The following is a 16,017-nucleotide window of genomic DNA, read 5'->3' on the forward strand; positions in this document are numbered from 1 at the left end:
CGTCGTCCGCCGTACCTATCCCGACGACCCGGACGGTGGGGTCGTGAACGATGCTCCGGATGCCGCCCGGCCCCGGGGTGCGGCCGCGGCGAGGTCAGCCGTTCTGCTCGTCGCGCCAGGCCAGCCAGTCGCGCAGCGGACCCAGGTCCGGCTTCGGGCCGCCGACCCCGACGGTGAACAGCGAGACGCCCTGCTCGCGCAGGGCGGCCGCCTTGCTCACCGCGTCGTCGCCGGTGGGCAGGCCGCCGGAGATCTCGATCTCGGAGAAGTCGCGGCCCACGTCGGCGCAGTGCTGCCGCAGCACGCCGAGCTTGTGCTCCACGGTCGCGGCGTCGCCGAAGCTGTGCCAGATGTCGGCGTGCTTCGCGACGAGCCGCAGCGTCTTCTTCTCGCCGCCGCCCCCGATGAGCGTCGGGATCTTGCGGGTCGGCGGTGGGTTCAGCTTGCCCAGCCGCGCCTCGATCCGCGGGAGCGCGGCGGCGAGGTCGTTCAGCCGGCCGCCGGCGGTGCCGAACTCGTAGCCGTACTCCTGGTAGTCCTTCTCGAACCAGCCGGAGCCGATGCCGAGGATGAGCCGGCCGTCGCTGATGTGGTCGACGGTGCGGGCCATGTCGGCGAGCAGGTCCGGGTTGCGGTAGCTGTTGCAGGTCACCAGGGCGCCGATCTCCACCCGGGAGGTGGCCTCGGCCCACGCGCCGAGCATCGTCCAGCACTCGAAGTGCAGGCCTTCGGGCTCGCCGTACAGCGGGTAGAAGTGGTCCCAGTTGAAGAGGACGTCGACGCCGAGCTCCTCCGCCTCCGCGGCGGTACGCCGGATCGTCGCGTAGTCGGCGTGCTGCGGCTGCAGCTGCAGCGCGATTCTCACAGGCCTGTTCGTCATGAACCGGAGCATATTCCGGTTACCTCGGGCTGTGATGTTCGGCTCGTCGGATTCTCAAGGTCATCACAGGGACGCCTTGCACACTTGTCACCATGCGTAGACGGACTCTGCTGCTCGGGCTGGCCGGCGTCGCCGGGGCCGGGGGCCTGGCCGCCTGCACGGCCGAGACCGGCGTCGGCATGGCGGGGGCGACCAGTGCGTCCGCCTCGGCGGCCCCGATCCTCGCCTCGACCACCGCGTCGTCGCTCGCACCGCGGGACGTCACGGCGCCGTACACCCCGCCGAGCGGCACCGCGCCCGCCACGCCGTACCCGGTGGGCCGCAAGGTGCTGCAGCTCAGCCGCGGCGACCGGGCCCTGCCCACCACGGTCTGGTATCCGGCGGCCGGCACGGCGCCGGCGACGCCGGCCCCCACCGCAGACGCGCCCGCCGCGAGCGGTCGCTTCCCGCTGGTGCTCTTCAGCCACGGGCTCACCTCCCAGCCGGGCGACTACGAGGCCATGCTGGCCCGCTGGGCGCAGGCCGGGTTCGTGGTGGCCGGGCCGACCTACCCGAAGACCTCGTACGGCGTGGCGGACCTGGACCCGCTCGACATCGTCAACCAGCCGGCCGACGCCTCGCACGTGATCGACGCGCTGCTCGCCCAGGGCGGCCCGACCAGCGCGATCATCGACCCCGGCCGGCTGGCCGCGGCGGGGCACTCCGCGGGCGGGATCACCACCGCGGGGCTGTTCAGCGCCCGGCGCGACGAGCGGCTCAAGGCGGCCGTGGTGCTCGCCGGCACGGACTTCCAGGGCACGCCGTTCACCGGCCCGGCCGCCGCGATGCTGTTCGTGCACGGCCGCAAGGACGAGACCGTCACCTACCGCGCCGGGCACGCCGTCTTCGCGGCGGTGCCGTGGTCGCGGGCCATGCTGTCGATCACCGAGGGCGGCCATGTCACCGAGAGCGCCGACTTCGAGGCCACGACCGGCACCTCGGCCGAGTTCCTGCGCTGGGCGCTGTACGGCGACGCCGCCGCGAAGGCCCGGATCCCGGAGGCGGCCGCGAGCGGCGGGGTGGCCACCTTCGAGAATCAGCTCTGACCCCTGGAGCCGATCATCGGGAGCCGTCGTGCACGACCTGTACGAGACCATCCATCGCCGGCGCGACGTGCGCGGCGAGTTCACCGGCGCGCCGATCGCCGATGAGGTGCTGGAACGCATCCTCATGGCGGCGCACGCGGCGCCGAGCGTGGGCCTGTCGCAGCCCTGGGACTTCCTGCTGGTCCGCGATCCTGAGGTGCGCGGGCGTTTCCGCGACCACGTCGAGCAGGAACGGGCGGTCTTCGCCGCGCAGCTCGAGGGCGAGGCGGCGGAGCGGTTCGCGCGCATCAAGATCGATGGTGTGATGGAGTCCACTCTTTCGGTCGTCGTGACGTACGACGCTGATCGCGGCGGCCCCGTGGTCCTCGGCCGGCACGCGATCGCCGACGCCGGGCTGTACTCGGTGTGCCTGGCGATCCAGAATCTGTGGCTGGCCGCGACGGCGGAGGGGCTCGGCGTGGGCTGGGTCTCCTTCTACCGCGAGGACTATCTGCGCAGCCTGCTGGGCATACCGCAGGGCGTGCGCCCGGTGGCGTGGCTGTGCCTGGGGCCGGTCACGCACCTGGAGCGCGTACCGGACCTGGAGCGGCACGGGTGGCGTCGGCGGCGTCCCCTTGATGCCGTTCTGCACGCAGACAAATGGGGCAACCCTCGAGAGGCGGTGCTGGATCCCCGTGGCTAACGTGGGCCGGGTGAGTTTCTGGACCCGAAAACGCGATCGTTCGTTCTTTGCCAACACCAGCTCGCTGGTGATCTGCGGGCTGCTCGCCGGCGTGGTCGTCGCGGCGGCCTCGTTCCCGGCCGTGGCGATGTCCGGCCTGGCGGCGAAGGCGGGTTCGCGCGGGTTCGCCGAGCTGCCCAGCGAGCTGGAGCACCAGTCGGCCCCGCAGGTCACCCGGATCTTCGCGTCCGACGGCAAGACGCAGATCGCGGTCATGTACGACGAGTTCCGCAGCGAGGTGCCGCTGAAGGACATCTCGAAGAACATGCAGAACGCGATCGTGGCGGCCGAGGACCACCAGTTCTACGAGCACAACGGCGTCGACCTCAAGGGCGTGGCGCGGGCCTTCGTCAACAACAAGAACGGCGGGGCCAAGCAGGGCGCCTCGACGCTCACGATGCAGGCCGTGCGCATGATGCTGGCGTACTCGGCGAAGACGCCGCAGGAGGCGATCGACGCCACCAAGGACACCCCCGAGCGCAAGCTCAGCGAGATGAAGTACGCGCTGCAGCTCGAGAAGGAGCTCACCAAGCAGCAGATCCTCGAGCGCTACCTGAACATGGCCCCGTACGGCAACGGCGCCTACGGCGTCTACGCGGGCAGCCAGGTGTACTTCGGCAAGAAGCCGAGCCAGCTCTCGATCGCCGAGGCCGCGCTGCTGGCCGGCATGGTGAAGGCGCCGACCTCGTTCGACCCCACCACGCCGTCCGGCTACCCGCAGGCGCTCGACCGGCGCAACTACATCATCGACAACATGGCGGACCTGAAGTACATCACCGCCGAGGAGGCCGCCAAGGCCAAGAAGGAGAAGCTCGGCCGCACCACCAAGCGCCCGGGCAACGGCTGCGTGTCGGTGGCGAAGAACAACTGGGGCTTCTTCTGCGACTACTTCTACCGCTGGTGGCTGAGCCAGAAGGAGTTCGGCGACACGACGTACGACCGGGAGCGGCAGCTCAAGAGCGGCGGCTACCGGGTGGTCACCTCGCTCGACGTCAAGGCTCAGGCCGCGGCCCGCAAGCGGATCCTCGAGCAGACCAGTGACAACAACCGCAACGCCCTGCTGCTGGCCGGGATCGAGCCGGCGACCGGCCGGGTCCGCACGCTGGCCGCCAACCGCAAGTTCAAGCTGGACAGCACGGAGCATCCGAAGAACAAGCTGAGCTCGAATCCGGACCTGGCGGCCAAGGGCATCCGCGGCACGTACCCGAACACCACCAACCCGATCATCACCGGCGGCGGCGACATCGTCGGCTACCAGGCGGGCTCGGTGTTCAAGATGCTCACCATGGTGGCGGCGCTGGAGAACGGCTTCGAGCTCGACCACCAGATCACGTCGGGGTCGACGTACAAGTCGGGCTACATCATCGATCCCAGCTCGGACGCGGCGTGCCCGGGCACGCACTTCTACTGCCCGTCGAACGCGGCCAAGAGCGAGCAGGGCACGTTCAACATGTGGACCGGCTTCGGCAAGTCGGTGAACACGTACTTCGTGCCGCTGCAGGAGCAGGTCGGCGCCGAGAAGGTGGTGGACGTCGCCAAGCGCTTCGGCGTGCAGTTCCGGGCCAAGTCCGACGCCGACCTGGCGAACGACCCCGCGTCGGCCCATCAGTGGGGCGCCTTCACCCTGGGCGTCTCCGCCTCCACGCCGCTGGACATCGCCAACGCGTACGCGACCCTCGCCGGCGACGGCATGTACTGCAAGCCGACGCCGATCCAGCGCATCACCGCCGCCGACGGCACGAAGATCAAGGCGGGCCAGCCGGAGTGCACCCGGGCGACCAGCAAGGATGTGGCGCGCAAGGCACTGGACGCGGCCCGCTGCCCGGTCGGCGACCACGCCCAGCTGGGCAACTGCGCCGGTGCCACGGAGCCCAACGCCCGCGACGCGGTGGGTCACCCGATCTTCGGCAAGACGGGTACGACCGACGCCGACAAGACCGCGGCGCTCGTGGTCGGCACCCAGTCCCTGGTCGTGGCCGGCTACCTGGTGAACCCCGACTGGGCCGGGCACTACGACCGGATGTCGCACGGCGTCGTCAATCCGGCGGTCTACCGGACGGTGGCGGACTACATGGAGGGCAAGCCCCAGGAGGAGTTCAAGAAACCGGGGGAGTAACCCGCCCGTCAGCCGACGATCCCGCCGCCTCGCACGCCGAGACGGCGGGATCGCTGTTTCTCGGAAACTTCCGGCTCGGAGCTGGCCGCTTGACGGCTTGCGTCCCGGTCGGCCCGCAGGGCAGACTGCGGAGGCCGACCGGAACAACCCCGGAAGTTTCGGCGAGGCGGGAGGAATCATGGCCGTGCGGAACCCGGTCGACCAGCGCCGGTGGACCGACACCGCCCGCACACCGGGCGACCGGGCCGACGTCCTGCTTGCGGCGCTCAGCCTGGAGGAGAAGGTCGCCCAGCTCGGCAGCGTGTGGGACGGCTTCGCGGTGGAGACCACCGGCGAGGTCGCCCCCATGCAGGACGTCTTCGCGGCCGGGTCCCGGCCGCTCGCGGAGGCCGTGCGGCACGGCATCGGCCACCTCACCCGGCTGTTCGGTACCCGGCCGGTCACCGCCGAGCAGGGCCGGGCCCGCGTCGTCGAGCTGCAGCGCCGGGTGGTGGCGAGCAGCCGCTTCGGCATCCCGGCGATCGTGCACGAGGAATGCCTCACCGGGTTCACCACGCTGGGCGCGACGGTCTACCCGACCGCGCTCGCCTGGGCCGCCACCTTCAATCCCGCGCTGGTCGCCCGCATGGCCGGTGCCATCGCCGCCGACATGCGCGCGGTCGGCGTGCAGCAGGGCCTGTCCCCGGTGCTCGACGTCGTCCGCGACTACCGGTGGGGGCGCGTCGAGGAGACGCTGGGCGAGGACCCGTACCTGGTGGCGACCCTCGGCGCCGCGTACGTGCGCGGCCTCGAGGACGAGGGCGTCGTCGCCACCCTCAAGCATTTCGCCGGCTACTCCGCGTCCCGCGGCGCCCGCAACCACGCACCGGTCCCCATGGGCCCGCGCGAGCTGCGCGAGATCATCCTGCCGCCCTTCGAGGCCGCGGTCCGGCTGGGCGGTGCCCGCTCCGTGATGAACTCGTACGCGGAGATCGACGGCGTCCCGGCCGGCGCGGACCCGGCACTGCTCACCGGCGTCCTGCGCGACGAATGGGGCTTCGAGGGCGTCGTCGTCTCCGACTACTGGTCCGTACCGTTCCTGCAGACCATGCACCGCGTCGCCGCGTCACCCGCGGAGGCCGGCGCGCTCGCCCTCGCGGCCGGCATCGACGTCGAGCTGCCCGACACCATCGGCTACGGCGCCGGCCTCGTCGAGGCGGTGCGGGCGGGTCGCGTACCGGAAGACCTGGTGGACCGGGCCGCCCGCCGCGTGCTGCGGCAGAAGGCCGAACTGGGTCTGCTCGACCCGGACTGGACGCCGGAACACTCGGTCGCGGCGGGCGCCGGCATCGACCTCGACGCGCCGGCCAACCGGCAGATCGCCCGGGAGCTGGCCGAGAGCTCGATCGTCCTGCTCGCCAACGACGCCGGCGTGCTCCCGCTCGACCTCGGCACCGGTCGCCGCCGCATCGCGGTGGTCGGACCGTGCGCCGACGACCCGCAGGCGTTCATGGGCTGCTACTCCTACCCCAACCATGTCCTGGGCGACTTCCCCGAGTACGGCGTCGGTCTCGACGTGGACTCACTGTGGACGGCGCTGCGTGCGGAACTGCCCGGCCACGACCTGATCCTCGAGCCCGGCTGCCCCGTCCGCGACGACGACCGCTTCGGCTTCCCCGCCGCGGTCGCCGCCGCCGAGGCCGCCGACGTGTGCATCGCTGTGGTCGGCGACCGGGCCGGCCTCTTCGGCCGCGGCACGTCCGGCGAGGGCTGCGACGTGCCGGACCTCGCCCTCCCGGGAGTGCAGACCGAGCTGCTCGGCAAGCTTCTGCGGACAGGTACGCCGGTGATCGTGGTGGTGGTCTCCGGCCGCCCGTACGCGCTGGGCGCCTTCACTGCGGCCGCCGCGATGGTCCAGGCGTTCATGCCGGGCGAGGAGGGCGGGGCCGCGCTGGCCGGGGTGCTCTCCGGCCGCATCAACCCGAGCGGCAGGCTCCCGGTCCAGATCCCCCGGCTCCCGGGCGGCGCGCCGGGCACCTACCTCCAGCCGCCGCTGGGCGCCAACAGCGAGGGCGTCAGCAACCTGGATCCGACCCCGCTGTTCGGCTTCGGCCACGGGCGTTCCTACACCACGTACGCGTACGACGACCTCACGGTCAGCTCACCCGAGTTCCCCACCGACGGCACCCTCACGGTCTCGGTCCGCGTCCGCAACACCGGTGCACGCGCGGGGGCCGAGGTCGTCCAGCTGTACCTGCACGACGTCCAGGCGGAGGTCACCCGCCCGCTGCGCCAGCTGGCCGGCTTCGCCCGAATGCCGCTGGCCGCGGGCGCGGCGGCCCGCGTGGAGTTCACGCTGCACGCCGACCGCACCGCCTTCGTCGGCCGGGACCTGCGTCGCGTGGTGGACCCCGGCGACCTCGAGATCCACGTCGGAGGCTCGGTGACCGACCTGCCGTGCTCGGCCACGGTACGGCTCACCGGGCAGCGGCGCGTTGTCGGGCCGGACCGCGTGCTGCACACCCCGGTCGCCGTCGAACCTACGTGAGCTCGCGCCGGCGCGCCGCGAGGCCCAGCGACACCAGCGCTGGTCCGGCGGCGGCTACCAGTACCGATGCGATCACCATGGATGACCACGTGGGGATGATGGGGCGGCCGGGGCCGGTATCGTCGAGCATCGCGCCGAGCGGGACCACCGCAAGCATCCCGATCGGGGTGACCAGGATCAGGAGCGCCCATAGCCCGCGGGGGTCGCGCCGGGCGGCCAGGCCGAACGCGAGCAGTGTCGCGCCGATGAGGAGCGCTGTCGCAGCGGCCGGCAGTACGGCTGCGGCGTACCAGTAAGAGCCGATGAAGAACTCGGGGTCCGGGGCGCTGCCGGCGATGACCGGCACACTCACCGCGGCGGCGCCCATCGGCATCAGCCGGACCCACCAGGGATGCCGCGTTGCCGCGCCGAGCGCGACGACACCGAGCACGAACTGGGGCAGCAGCACGGACAGTGGCGGACGCGGCAGGCCGGTCAGCATCGCGATCGGCACGACGCCGGCGGTCGCCAGCACACCGAGCCCTGCCGCACGGCGGTACCACCGGCCGGGCGCGGCGACGTGCACCACAGCGGCCAGCAACCAGGGCGCCCACATCACGACGCCGAGCCGGGCGGGAACTTGAGAAGTCGCCCACCCGGCCGCGAGCGCCGTGGCGGTCATCAGCGCGAGCAGACCGGCGAGCTGGAACGCCGGTGCCAGGTCCTCCGCGATACGCAGACGCTGGCGCAGCCCACCGGCGGCGAGGTCGGCGACATCGGCGACCGAGGGTCTCCGCCGGCCAGGCGAGGCCAGCGACAGGTACGTGTCCACCAGCTCCGAACCACGCCTGCGCCGGTAGTCGGCCGGATAGAACAGTGCTGTCCAGCGCGCATAGCGGCGTTCCAGCTCTGCCGTGGCGTGGTCGGGCCCTGCCGGGCTCATGCAAGTCCTCCACTCAGGCGGGGCCTGGTCTTGGCGGCGCCCAACCGGAGGGTCGCCGCCTCGACGTTGCGGCGCATCCGTTCGGTCTCGGCGGCCAGCAGATCGCGGCCGGGCCCGGCGAGCCGGTAGTAGCGGCGCAGCCGGCCGTCGACGACCTCCTCGCGATCGACGTGCACCAGGTCCGCGTCGACCAGCCGGTCGAGCGCGCCGTACAGCGTGCCGGGCCGCAGCGAGATGCGGCCGTCGGAGAGCCGGGCCACCTCGGTGATCAGGCCGTAGCCGTGCATCGGTGCCGCGGCCAAAGCGGCGAGAATCAAGAACGTGGGCTCACGCAGCGGGACTTCCACATGCGCCAATATATCGGCTGCGAAGGTATGGCGCGAGGGATCAATCCGCTCCGTTGGCGGGCAGGCCGATCCGGGTGGCCATGTCGGAGGTGAATGCGACGACCACCTCGTCGGCACCCAGCCACCACCCGCCCGGCTGCTCCATCGCGGCGATGATCCAGGCGTCGCCGGCCGCGAAGGTCAGCCGGAGAGCCGCCGGCGCGGTGGCGCCCGAGTCGGTCAGGTCGGGATGCCAGATCAGTCGGCTGTCGACGATCGGTCCCGCCCGCAACGCAGCCCACCGGGCATGGTCCTGGACGAGCCACCGTCTGCACGTGCCGCCCTCCTCAGGCGAGAGCAGGTGCTGCCACATCGGCGAGGCGGAGAGGTGCAGGCTGAAGTTGCCGAGAGAGGAGTCCCAGACCGCGGAGTACGAGGCGCCGTCGTCGGTCACCAGCTCGACGCCCATGATCGGCCAGTGCCAGGTGCCGAAGTCCCACTCTTCGGCGCTGTCCGAGACCAAGCCGTAGTAGGCGATCCGTTCGATGCGCCGGCCGTTCAGCGAGCCGGCGACGGCGTCCAGATCCGCCGCGCAGGGCTCCCCGTAGTTCATCCCGCCCGGCCCGTGGGCGCCGAGGCTTCGCGGGCGTCGAGCAGCTCGTCCCAGTGCTCCTGCGCCCAGGCGCACACGGCTGCCATCGGGGCCAGCATGCTGCGGCCGAGGTCGGTCAGCTCGTACTCGACGCGTCGTACCGGATCGCCGTGCACCGTGCGGGCGACCAGGCCGTCGCGTTCCAGGGTGCGCAGCGATTTGGTGAGGGCCTTCGCGGTGATGCCGCGCAGCGGGACGCGGAGCTCGGAGAAGCGCCGGGGCCCGTGCTCCAGGCAGCGAATGATCATGCCCGCCCACTTGTCGCCGACGCGGATCGGCGTGAGGTCGGAGGGGCAGACCGGGTCGAACATGTCGGGGTCCAGCGGTGCGGTCACGCGATCACGGTAGCCGGTATCCGTTCGGAAACCGGGTGCCCGGATACGGTCTGCGGCGATGGCCGGCAGGGGACCGGCCGACGACGGGGGTGCATGACCATGAGCGAGATCGTTGTCTTCGGCGCGGGCGGTCGGGCCGGCCGGGCGGCGGTCGCCGAGGCGAGGCTGCGGGGCCACCGGGTCACCGCCGTGGTGCGCGAGCCCGGCGGGCACGCCGACCTCGCCGGCGGCGGCGTCCGGCTCGTGGCCGGTGACGTGACCGACGAGGACAGTGTCGCTCGTGCGGCCGCACGTCACGACGCGGCGATCAGCGCCGTCTACGACCCGGGGGCGCAGCCCGACGCCTTCTTCACCGCTGCCGCCCGCGCACTGACCGCTGGTCTGCCGCAGGCCGGCGTCGAACGGCTGGTGGTGGTGGGGCTGGCCGCGGTGCTACCGACGGCGTCCGGCGTGGCGTTGATGGACACGCCCGGCTATCCCCAGAGTACCGGTCGTTCTTCCTCGGCCATGCCGCCGGGGTGGAGGCGCTGCGCGCCGCGGCCGGCGGCCCCGACTGGCTGGTCGTCAGCCCGGCCGGCGACTTCGACCACGGCGGCGGGCGCACCGGCCGGTATCGGCTGGCCGCGGCCGAGGCGGACAGCCGTGTCTCGTACGCGGACTTCGCCGTCGCCGTGCTGGACGAGATCGACTCGCCCCGCCACCGCCGCGTCCACATCGGAGTGGAGGCGCTCTGATGGCGGACGAGGTCTTCATCCGCCGCTTCCTCGAGACCGGCGGCGAGCCGAGGCCGGGCGTGAACGACCTGCTGCTGACCACGCGCGGCCGCAGGTCCGGCAGGCTCCGGCGCGCGGCGCTGGTGTACGTGCGCGACGGACGGGACTTCGTGGTCGTCGCCTCGAATGCCGGCGCCGACCGGCATCCCGCCTGGTATCTCAACCTGGTCGCCGATCCGGACGTCACCGTGCAGGTCGGCAGGCGGACGTTCCGGGCGACGGCACGGACCGCCACGGCGGCCGAGAAGCCTCCGCTGTGGGAGCGGGTGGTCGCCGCCATGCCGTCCTACCAGCGGTATCAGGAATCGACCGCCCGGGAGATCCCGGTCGTGATCATCACGCCGGGATCGTCACTGTGACGAGCGCCGGGTTGTCATCGAGCGCGAGTCCGCCCTGGTCGCATCAACCCGGAACGGCGACTTCACCGCTCGGGTTCGCTGCACCGTCGACTTCGGGACACCTTCCAGCCTCCGGATGAAGGAAGATGCCTGCATGCTGACCCAGCTCCCTCGTCAAGGCGTGGCTGATGCCGAGCCGTCCATCAAGGACAGCCTCACCGCCACAATCGATCGCCGGCGGCGGCGCTGGCCTGTCTTCGCGGGTGCCGTGCTCCTCATCGGTGCCGCTGCTGTGGTGGTGCAGGTTCGGGGCAGAGGCGGCGACGACGCGGCCGCCGCCAGCGATGCGGCGATCCAGCAGACCGCAGAACTAGGAGGCCCACGCGGCTTTGCGGCGGCAGACCCCGTTCCCCTGCTGCAGGGCGACCCACCCCCGTATCGCCACGAGAAGCTACATGGACTCACCATCGCTGTTCAGGAGGCCACGGGCCCGGAGACGGGATTCCTCACGGCGTGGGAGACGACCGTACCGAAGGGGTCCGGCCCGGCGGCGTGCGACGCGCTGGCGGACTGGACCACCCGGGTGCTGCAAGACGCGGCGCAGGGTTCACCGATGGCTTCCGATTGCCGGAATGCATTGGCCACGGCGGGAGAAGAGGATGGGGTTTTCGCCACCCTTAGGACTCCGATCACAGCCCAAGGCAAGTACACGGTCAGCGCCTCCGCGCGGAATCTGGCCGATGAGGGAACCACGCTGCACGTCGTCCTGGTCTACGAACCCTCCGACCCGGGACGGCTTACCGACTAAAGGCCGGCTGGTAGTCCTCGGCGCCTGACGCGGAGAGCGGGCCGTGCCTCCCCGCACAGCCCGCTCCCGTCACCACGGGAAGGCCCTACTTCCCGAAGCCCGCCGTCAGGCCGCTGAGCAGCTGGCGGCGGCCGATCGCGTACAGGAGCAGGATCGGTACGGTCGTCAGCACCACGGAGGCGAGCACGGCCGGGACGTTGACGCTGTACTGCCCCTGGAAGGTCCACAGGGCAAGTGGCAGGGTCCGCTGCTGAGGGCTCTGGGTGAGGACGAGCGGCAGCAGGAAGTTGTTCCAGGTGAGCAGGCCGTGGTAGATCGTCACCGTGACCAGGGCCGGGCGGGTCAGGGGGAACGCCAGGTGCCACAGCGTGCCCCACTCGGTGGCGCCGTCCATCCGCATCGACTCGAAGAGCTCCTTGGGGACGTCGCGGATGAAGGTCGACAAGACCAGCACCGACAGCGGGATGGCGAAGGCGATCGAGGGCAGGATGATCGCGCCCAGGGTGTCGTACATGCGGAGCCGGATGATGATCAGATAGACCGGGATGATCACCGCTTGCAGCGGGATCGCCAGGCCCATCAGGAACAGCGAGTTGGTCCAGCGCAGGAAGCGCTGCCCGCTGCCGCGCACGATCGCGTACGCGGCCATGAACGAGATGAGCACCGCCGGTGCCACCGCGCCCACCGTGACCACGACGGTGTTGAGGAAGTAGCGGGCGAAGTCCGACTCGATCACCAGCCGGTAGTTCTCGAGGGTCGGTGCGCTCGGTGGTGCCAGCGGGTTCTGTGCGAAGTAGGTGCTCTGGGTCTTGAAGCTGGTGATGACGATCCAGTAGATCGGCACCATCACGATGAGCAGCCACACCCAGCCGAGCGTGCCGCCGAACCAGTTCAGGCGCAGCCAGCTGCGCCGGCGCGGTGCCGCCGCCCGGTCCCTGATGTCCTCCGCGGCCCGGGTGCCGGTCGTGAGCGTCGCCACCTCAGGCTCCTTCCAGCTGGCTCTCGTCGCCGCGGCCGCCCAGACGGCGCAGCAGCAGGGCGAGGCCGAGCCCGACCAGGACCAGGATCACCGCGATGACGCTGGCCGGGCCCATCAGGTTGGCCTGGAAGCCGCGCTGGTACATGTCGAGCGCCAGTGCCCGGGTGGCGTCGCCGGGGCCGCCGGCGGTGAGCACGAAGATGAGGTCGAAGAAGGTCAGCGAGCCGACGACCATCAGGGTCGAGGACGTGATGATCGTGTACTTGAGCTGCGGCACGGTGATGCGCAGGAACTGCCGCACCCGGCCGGCGCCGTCGATCTGCGCCGCCTCGTACAGCGACGTCGGTATCTGCCGGACGCCGCCCTGGTAGATCAGCGAGTGGAACGGGATGAACTGCCAGGACACGACGAAGACGACGACGCCGAGGGCCAGGCGGCTCTCGCCGAGCCAGTCCTGGCTGAGCAGCGGGATGCCGAGCCCCGATCCGAGGCCGAAGTTGGGGTCCAGCAACGCCTTGAAGGTGATGGCGAGGGCGGCCGAGCTCAGCAGCAGCGGGATGAAGTACAGCACCGCCAGCAGCTCGCGGTAGCGCTGGTGCCCGGCGAGGAAGGCCCCGATCAGCAGGCTCAGCGGCGTCTGGAAGACCCACGACAGCGCCATGATGAGGAACGTGACCCCGAGGGCGTGCGGCAGGCCGGCGTCGGAGAGCACCGAGCGCCAGCTGGTCAGCCCCGTGGCCCGGATCTGCCCGATGCCGTCCCAGGTGGTGAAGCTGAGGACGAGGACGCCGAGCAGTGGTACGACGCCGAACGCCACAAACGTCGCGAGGGCCGGCAGCGCCATCCAGGCGACGGGGCCGGTCCGCCCGCCGGGGGCCGCCGTCATCTGCCGATGACCCCGTTCATGGTGGTGATGAACTGGTCGGGGCCGATCGACTGCTGGAAGAACTTGGCGATGCTGTCCAGCAGGGTTTCGGCGGCGGTCGGGCTGAGCGCCTGGTCCCAGGACTGGGCGAAGGTCCTGGCGTTGCTCGAGACGTCGTAGACGAACGTGAGGAAGGCGGCGTCCTTCGAGGTGGCGAGGGTGGCCTCGCTGCCCTTGACGATGGGGACCGAGCCGGCGTCCACCCACTCCTTGACCTCGGCGTCGGAGAGGACGGCGGTCTGGAAGAACTTCTTGGCCGCCTCCTTCTGCTCGGCGGTGGCCTTCGAGGAGATGGAGAGGTACTGGCCGGGGTTGCCGACCGTGTCGCTCGGGTCGCCCTTGCCGCCCTCGACCGGCGGGAAGTTCTGGTAGCCGAGCTTTCCGCTCTTGACGAAGTCGCCGCCGTCGTTGGCCATGCTGCCGTACGTCCACGTGCCGTGCAGCATCATCGCGGCCCGGCCGCGGTAGAGCAGCGCCTGGTCGGCGTTCGAGTCGGCGGTGATCGACGAGAAACCTTTGACGAAGCCGTTGGCCTTGATGAGGTCCTGGAGCTTGGTCAGCGCCTCCTTCGCGGCCGGGTGCGACCACGCGTTCTGCTTGCCCTCGAAGACCGCCTGGAAGACCTCGCTGCCGCCGATGCGGTCGAAGAGGAACTCCATCCACATCATGTTGGTCCAGCGGGACTGGCCGCCCAGCGAGAAGGGTGCGACGCCTTTGGAGTTGAAGAGGGAGACCAGGTTCATGATGTCGCCCCATGACTGCGGGGGAGTGGCACCGTGCTTCTCGAAGACCTCCTTGTTGTAGAACAGCACGATCGGCTGGACGGTCTCCGCGGGCATCGCGTAGATCTTGCCGTTGATCGTGGCGGCGCCGAACGACGAGGGGAACAGCCGGTTCTTGAGCGCGGCGTTCTGGCCGAACCACCCGGTCAGGTCCTCGACCTGGCCCGCCTCGACCCAGCTCTTCAGGCCGCCGCCGCCCCAGCCCCAGATGATCGTCGGGGCCTGGCCCGCGCCCAGGGCGGTCTTGATCTTCGTCTTGTACGCGTCGTTCTGGAACGCCGTGGCCGAGATCTTGCTGTCGGGGTTCGCCCGGTTGAACCGGTCGACGCTGTGCCGGCGGATGCCCTCGCCGGGCTGGCCGGTGAGGAACCAGTAGTCCGCCGAGCCGGCGCCGCCGCCGGTCGCAGTGCCCGGACCGGAGCTGCCGCACGCGGCCAGCGCCGAGGCCGCGCCGGCTCCGGCGGCCAGGGTGAGGAAGTGGCGACGGGATAGTGCCCTGCGCTCCACGCTTGTCTCCATACTCGAATGCCGCGCCGAAAGTTACGAGAGCAGTCCGTAAGTTTTCGAGAGGTTTCGTTAACGTAGGGGCGCAGTCATGACGTGTCAAGGCTCCCGGCTGCCTTCGTCTTGCACCGTGAAACGCGACGTGGGATCGCTCCCAAGCTTGAAACTTCCGGCGTGCCGGGCGCAGTTGTCCGCCGGTCTCCATCTGTCCTTCGTCCAGCGGACATGTACACGCCGGACCCGATCTCTTACGTTGACCGCGATCAATCTCTTCGAACGCGGGAGAACCTATGTCCGTCACGGGCAGGATCGCGACCGTGCTGACCGCGACGCTCGTCGCCGCCGGGCTGATCGCCCCGGCGCCGGCGCACGCGGCGGTGAGCCGGGCCCAGCTGGCACTGCGCTGGGCCCCCATCCACTACCAGGACGTCGACGCCACCGGCAGCCACGCGCTGGGCGGCAGGTCCGACTACCTCACGAGGGTCGACTTCGACGGCGACCTCAACGGGCGCAACAACTGGGACAGCGCCGGGCAGCCCGGGGCCTCCTTCGCCGCGCACGTGTACTACTCCGTCGTGGAGACCGGCAGCCACTGGTTCATCACGTACTTCTTCTTCCACCCGCGCGACTGGATCGATCACCCGTTCTTCGAGACGGAGCACGAGAACGACGGCGAGGGCGTCACCCTCGCGATCGAGAAGAACGGTACGGACTACGGGGTGCTGCGCGGCGCGGTCACCGTGGCGCACTCCGACTTCTACTCGTACACGCCGGCCGGCAGCACCTGGACGAACGGCCGCGAGACGATCGACGGCACCCTGCAGACCCAGTCCTCGCCGCACGACTCGTTCCAGCATCCCGTGACGGCGCAGGAGCGGGGCGGGCACGGGCTGAAGGCGTACCCGCAGTACACCATCAACGGTGACGGGATCATCTACTACCCGTCGACCACCGCGGAGACGCCCAGCAGCACCAACGACCGCGACGTGCGGTACGCCCTGGTCGACATGTTCGCCGCCGGCGGGCTCTGGGCCGAGCGCGGCAACGACAGCCTCTTCGCCGCCCTCGGCACGTTCGCCGGGGACACCTCCGGAGGATGCGGCGTGGGCACGTTCTCGTGCGGCACCAACTCGGCCAACGCCCCGTGGGGCTGGGACGACGGCAACGACGTACCGGGACGCGGCGAGATCGCCACGGACCCGGCGAAGCTCTCCGCGGAGTACTTCACCGTGCCGGGGACGCTGTCACGCTCGTACGTCTACAACCCGTACTCCGGTGCCGCCGCGGCACTGAAGGAAGCCGCGAAGAACGCGCCGCCGATCGTGGACTGACGCACCACCGCGC

At 70.8% G+C, this 16,017-nt stretch carries 16 protein-coding genes and 1 pseudogene; 9 read left to right on the plus strand and 8 right to left on the minus strand.

Going from position 1 to position 16,017, the window contains the following annotated elements:
- Nucleotides 1-94: 94 nt before the first annotated feature.
- On the minus strand, nt 95-880 hold the full coding sequence (locus AB0J80_RS24225) for an LLM class F420-dependent oxidoreductase (protein WP_364708825.1): 786 nt from the start codon (nt 878-880) through the stop codon (nt 95-97).
- Between the two features lie 92 nt (nt 881-972).
- Here AB0J80_RS24225 and AB0J80_RS24230 point away from each other — a divergent pair, with 92 nt between their 5' ends.
- The 4 genes from AB0J80_RS24230 (at nt 973) to AB0J80_RS24245 (ending at nt 7,329) form a co-directional block, all read left to right on the plus strand.
- A complete protein-coding gene (locus AB0J80_RS24230; RefSeq protein ID WP_364708828.1) occupies nt 973-1,965 on the plus strand; it encodes a chlorophyllase in 993 nt (330 codons plus the stop codon).
- Between the two features lie 28 nt (nt 1,966-1,993).
- Nucleotides 1,994-2,647: a 5,6-dimethylbenzimidazole synthase gene (bluB, locus tag AB0J80_RS24235; RefSeq protein ID WP_364708831.1), complete on the plus strand. Its 654-nt coding sequence runs from the start codon at nt 1,994-1,996 to the stop codon at nt 2,645-2,647.
- A gap of 10 nt (nt 2,648-2,657) precedes the next feature.
- Nucleotides 2,658-4,802: a transglycosylase domain-containing protein gene (locus AB0J80_RS24240; RefSeq protein ID WP_364708834.1), complete on the plus strand. Its 2,145-nt coding sequence runs from the start codon at nt 2,658-2,660 to the stop codon at nt 4,800-4,802.
- 178 nt (nt 4,803-4,980) lie between these two features.
- Nucleotides 4,981-7,329: a glycoside hydrolase family 3 N-terminal domain-containing protein gene (locus AB0J80_RS24245; protein WP_364708837.1), complete on the plus strand. Its 2,349-nt coding sequence runs from the start codon at nt 4,981-4,983 to the stop codon at nt 7,327-7,329.
- Here AB0J80_RS24245 and AB0J80_RS24250 read toward each other — a convergent pair.
- Genes AB0J80_RS24250 through AB0J80_RS24265 form a run of 4 tightly spaced genes read right to left on the minus strand, consistent with a single transcriptional unit; the run spans nt 7,322 to nt 9,564 of the window.
- Nucleotides 7,322-8,251: a hypothetical protein gene (locus AB0J80_RS24250; protein WP_364708840.1), complete on the minus strand. Its 930-nt coding sequence runs from the start codon at nt 8,249-8,251 to the stop codon at nt 7,322-7,324. The two genes, AB0J80_RS24245 and AB0J80_RS24250, sit on opposite strands and share 8 nt — an antisense overlap.
- Complete coding sequence (locus AB0J80_RS24255) at nt 8,248-8,598, minus strand: helix-turn-helix transcriptional regulator (protein ID WP_364708843.1); 351 nt, start codon at nt 8,596-8,598, stop codon at nt 8,248-8,250. Before AB0J80_RS24255 ends, AB0J80_RS24250 begins: the two co-directional genes overlap by 4 nt.
- A 40-nt stretch (nt 8,599-8,638) precedes the next feature.
- Nucleotides 8,639-9,190, minus strand: coding sequence for a hypothetical protein (locus AB0J80_RS24260; protein ID WP_364708846.1), 552 nt, complete (start codon nt 9,188-9,190; stop codon nt 8,639-8,641).
- A complete protein-coding gene (locus tag AB0J80_RS24265) occupies nt 9,187-9,564 on the minus strand; it encodes a helix-turn-helix domain-containing protein (RefSeq protein ID WP_364708849.1) in 378 nt (125 codons plus the stop codon). Before AB0J80_RS24265 ends, AB0J80_RS24260 begins: the two co-directional genes overlap by 4 nt.
- Before the next feature lie 99 nt (nt 9,565-9,663).
- Between AB0J80_RS24265 and AB0J80_RS24270 the strand changes: the two are divergent.
- From AB0J80_RS24270 to AB0J80_RS24285, 4 genes and pseudogenes are all read left to right on the plus strand, one after another.
- A pseudogene (locus AB0J80_RS24270) lies at nt 9,664-9,939 on the plus strand (NAD(P)H-binding protein); the annotation flags it as partial.
- Nucleotides 9,940-10,082: 143 nt separating this feature from the next.
- A complete protein-coding gene (locus tag AB0J80_RS24275; RefSeq protein ID WP_364708852.1) occupies nt 10,083-10,298 on the plus strand; it encodes a hypothetical protein in 216 nt (71 codons plus the stop codon).
- Nucleotides 10,298-10,696, plus strand: coding sequence for a nitroreductase/quinone reductase family protein (locus AB0J80_RS24280; protein ID WP_364708854.1), 399 nt, complete (start codon nt 10,298-10,300; stop codon nt 10,694-10,696). Before AB0J80_RS24275 ends, AB0J80_RS24280 begins: the two co-directional genes overlap by 1 nt.
- A gap of 133 nt (nt 10,697-10,829) precedes the next feature.
- Complete coding sequence (locus tag AB0J80_RS24285) at nt 10,830-11,483, plus strand: hypothetical protein (protein ID WP_364708856.1); 654 nt, start codon at nt 10,830-10,832, stop codon at nt 11,481-11,483.
- Nucleotides 11,484-11,568: 85 nt separating this feature from the next.
- Here AB0J80_RS24285 and AB0J80_RS24290 read toward each other — a convergent pair whose 3' ends face one another.
- From AB0J80_RS24290 to AB0J80_RS24300, 3 genes are read right to left on the minus strand one after another with little or no spacing between them, the layout of a single operon-like run.
- Nucleotides 11,569-12,462, minus strand: coding sequence for a carbohydrate ABC transporter permease (locus tag AB0J80_RS24290; protein WP_364708858.1), 894 nt, complete (start codon nt 12,460-12,462; stop codon nt 11,569-11,571).
- 1 nt (nt 12,463) lies between these two features.
- Nucleotides 12,464-13,348: a sugar ABC transporter permease gene (locus AB0J80_RS24295; protein ID WP_364708861.1), complete on the minus strand. Its 885-nt coding sequence runs from the start codon at nt 13,346-13,348 to the stop codon at nt 12,464-12,466.
- Nucleotides 13,345-14,676 carry an extracellular solute-binding protein gene (locus AB0J80_RS24300; protein WP_364708864.1) on the minus strand — a complete coding sequence of 444 codons (1,332 nt, stop codon included), beginning with the start codon at nt 14,674-14,676 and terminating at the stop codon, nt 13,345-13,347. Before AB0J80_RS24300 ends, AB0J80_RS24295 begins: the two co-directional genes overlap by 4 nt.
- Before the next feature lie 287 nt (nt 14,677-14,963).
- On the opposite strand from AB0J80_RS24300, the gene AB0J80_RS24305 reads away from it, so the two are divergent.
- Nucleotides 14,964-16,004 carry a hypothetical protein gene (locus tag AB0J80_RS24305; RefSeq protein WP_364708867.1) on the plus strand — a complete coding sequence of 347 codons (1,041 nt, stop codon included), beginning with the start codon at nt 14,964-14,966 and terminating at the stop codon, nt 16,002-16,004.
- Nucleotides 16,005-16,017 lie beyond the last annotated feature (13 nt).

The sequence above is a fragment of the Actinoplanes sp. NPDC049548 genome (assembly GCF_040676695.1).
Classification (GTDB): domain Bacteria; phylum Actinomycetota; class Actinomycetes; order Mycobacteriales; family Micromonosporaceae; genus Actinoplanes.

Coding starts and splice junctions, on each gene's coding strand:
- AB0J80_RS24230 (WP_364708828.1), top strand. CDS start 973: ATGCGTAGACGGACTCTGCTGCTCGGGCTGGCCGGCGTCGCCGGGGCC.
- AB0J80_RS24250 (WP_364708840.1), bottom strand. CDS start 8,251: ATGAGCCCGGCAGGGCCCGACCACGCCACGGCAGAGCTGGAACGCCGC.
- AB0J80_RS24225 (WP_364708825.1), bottom strand. CDS start 880: ATGACGAACAGGCCTGTGAGAATCGCGCTGCAGCTGCAGCCGCAGCAC.
- AB0J80_RS24305 (WP_364708867.1), top strand. CDS start 14,964: ATGTCCGTCACGGGCAGGATCGCGACCGTGCTGACCGCGACGCTCGTC.
- AB0J80_RS24245 (WP_364708837.1), top strand. CDS start 4,981: ATGGCCGTGCGGAACCCGGTCGACCAGCGCCGGTGGACCGACACCGCC.
- AB0J80_RS24260 (WP_364708846.1), bottom strand. CDS start 9,190: ATGAACTACGGGGAGCCCTGCGCGGCGGATCTGGACGCCGTCGCCGGC.
- AB0J80_RS24295 (WP_364708861.1), bottom strand. CDS start 13,348: ATGACGGCGGCCCCCGGCGGGCGGACCGGCCCCGTCGCCTGGATGGCG.
- AB0J80_RS24285 (WP_364708856.1), top strand. CDS start 10,830: ATGCTGACCCAGCTCCCTCGTCAAGGCGTGGCTGATGCCGAGCCGTCC.
- AB0J80_RS24280 (WP_364708854.1), top strand. CDS start 10,298: ATGGCGGACGAGGTCTTCATCCGCCGCTTCCTCGAGACCGGCGGCGAG.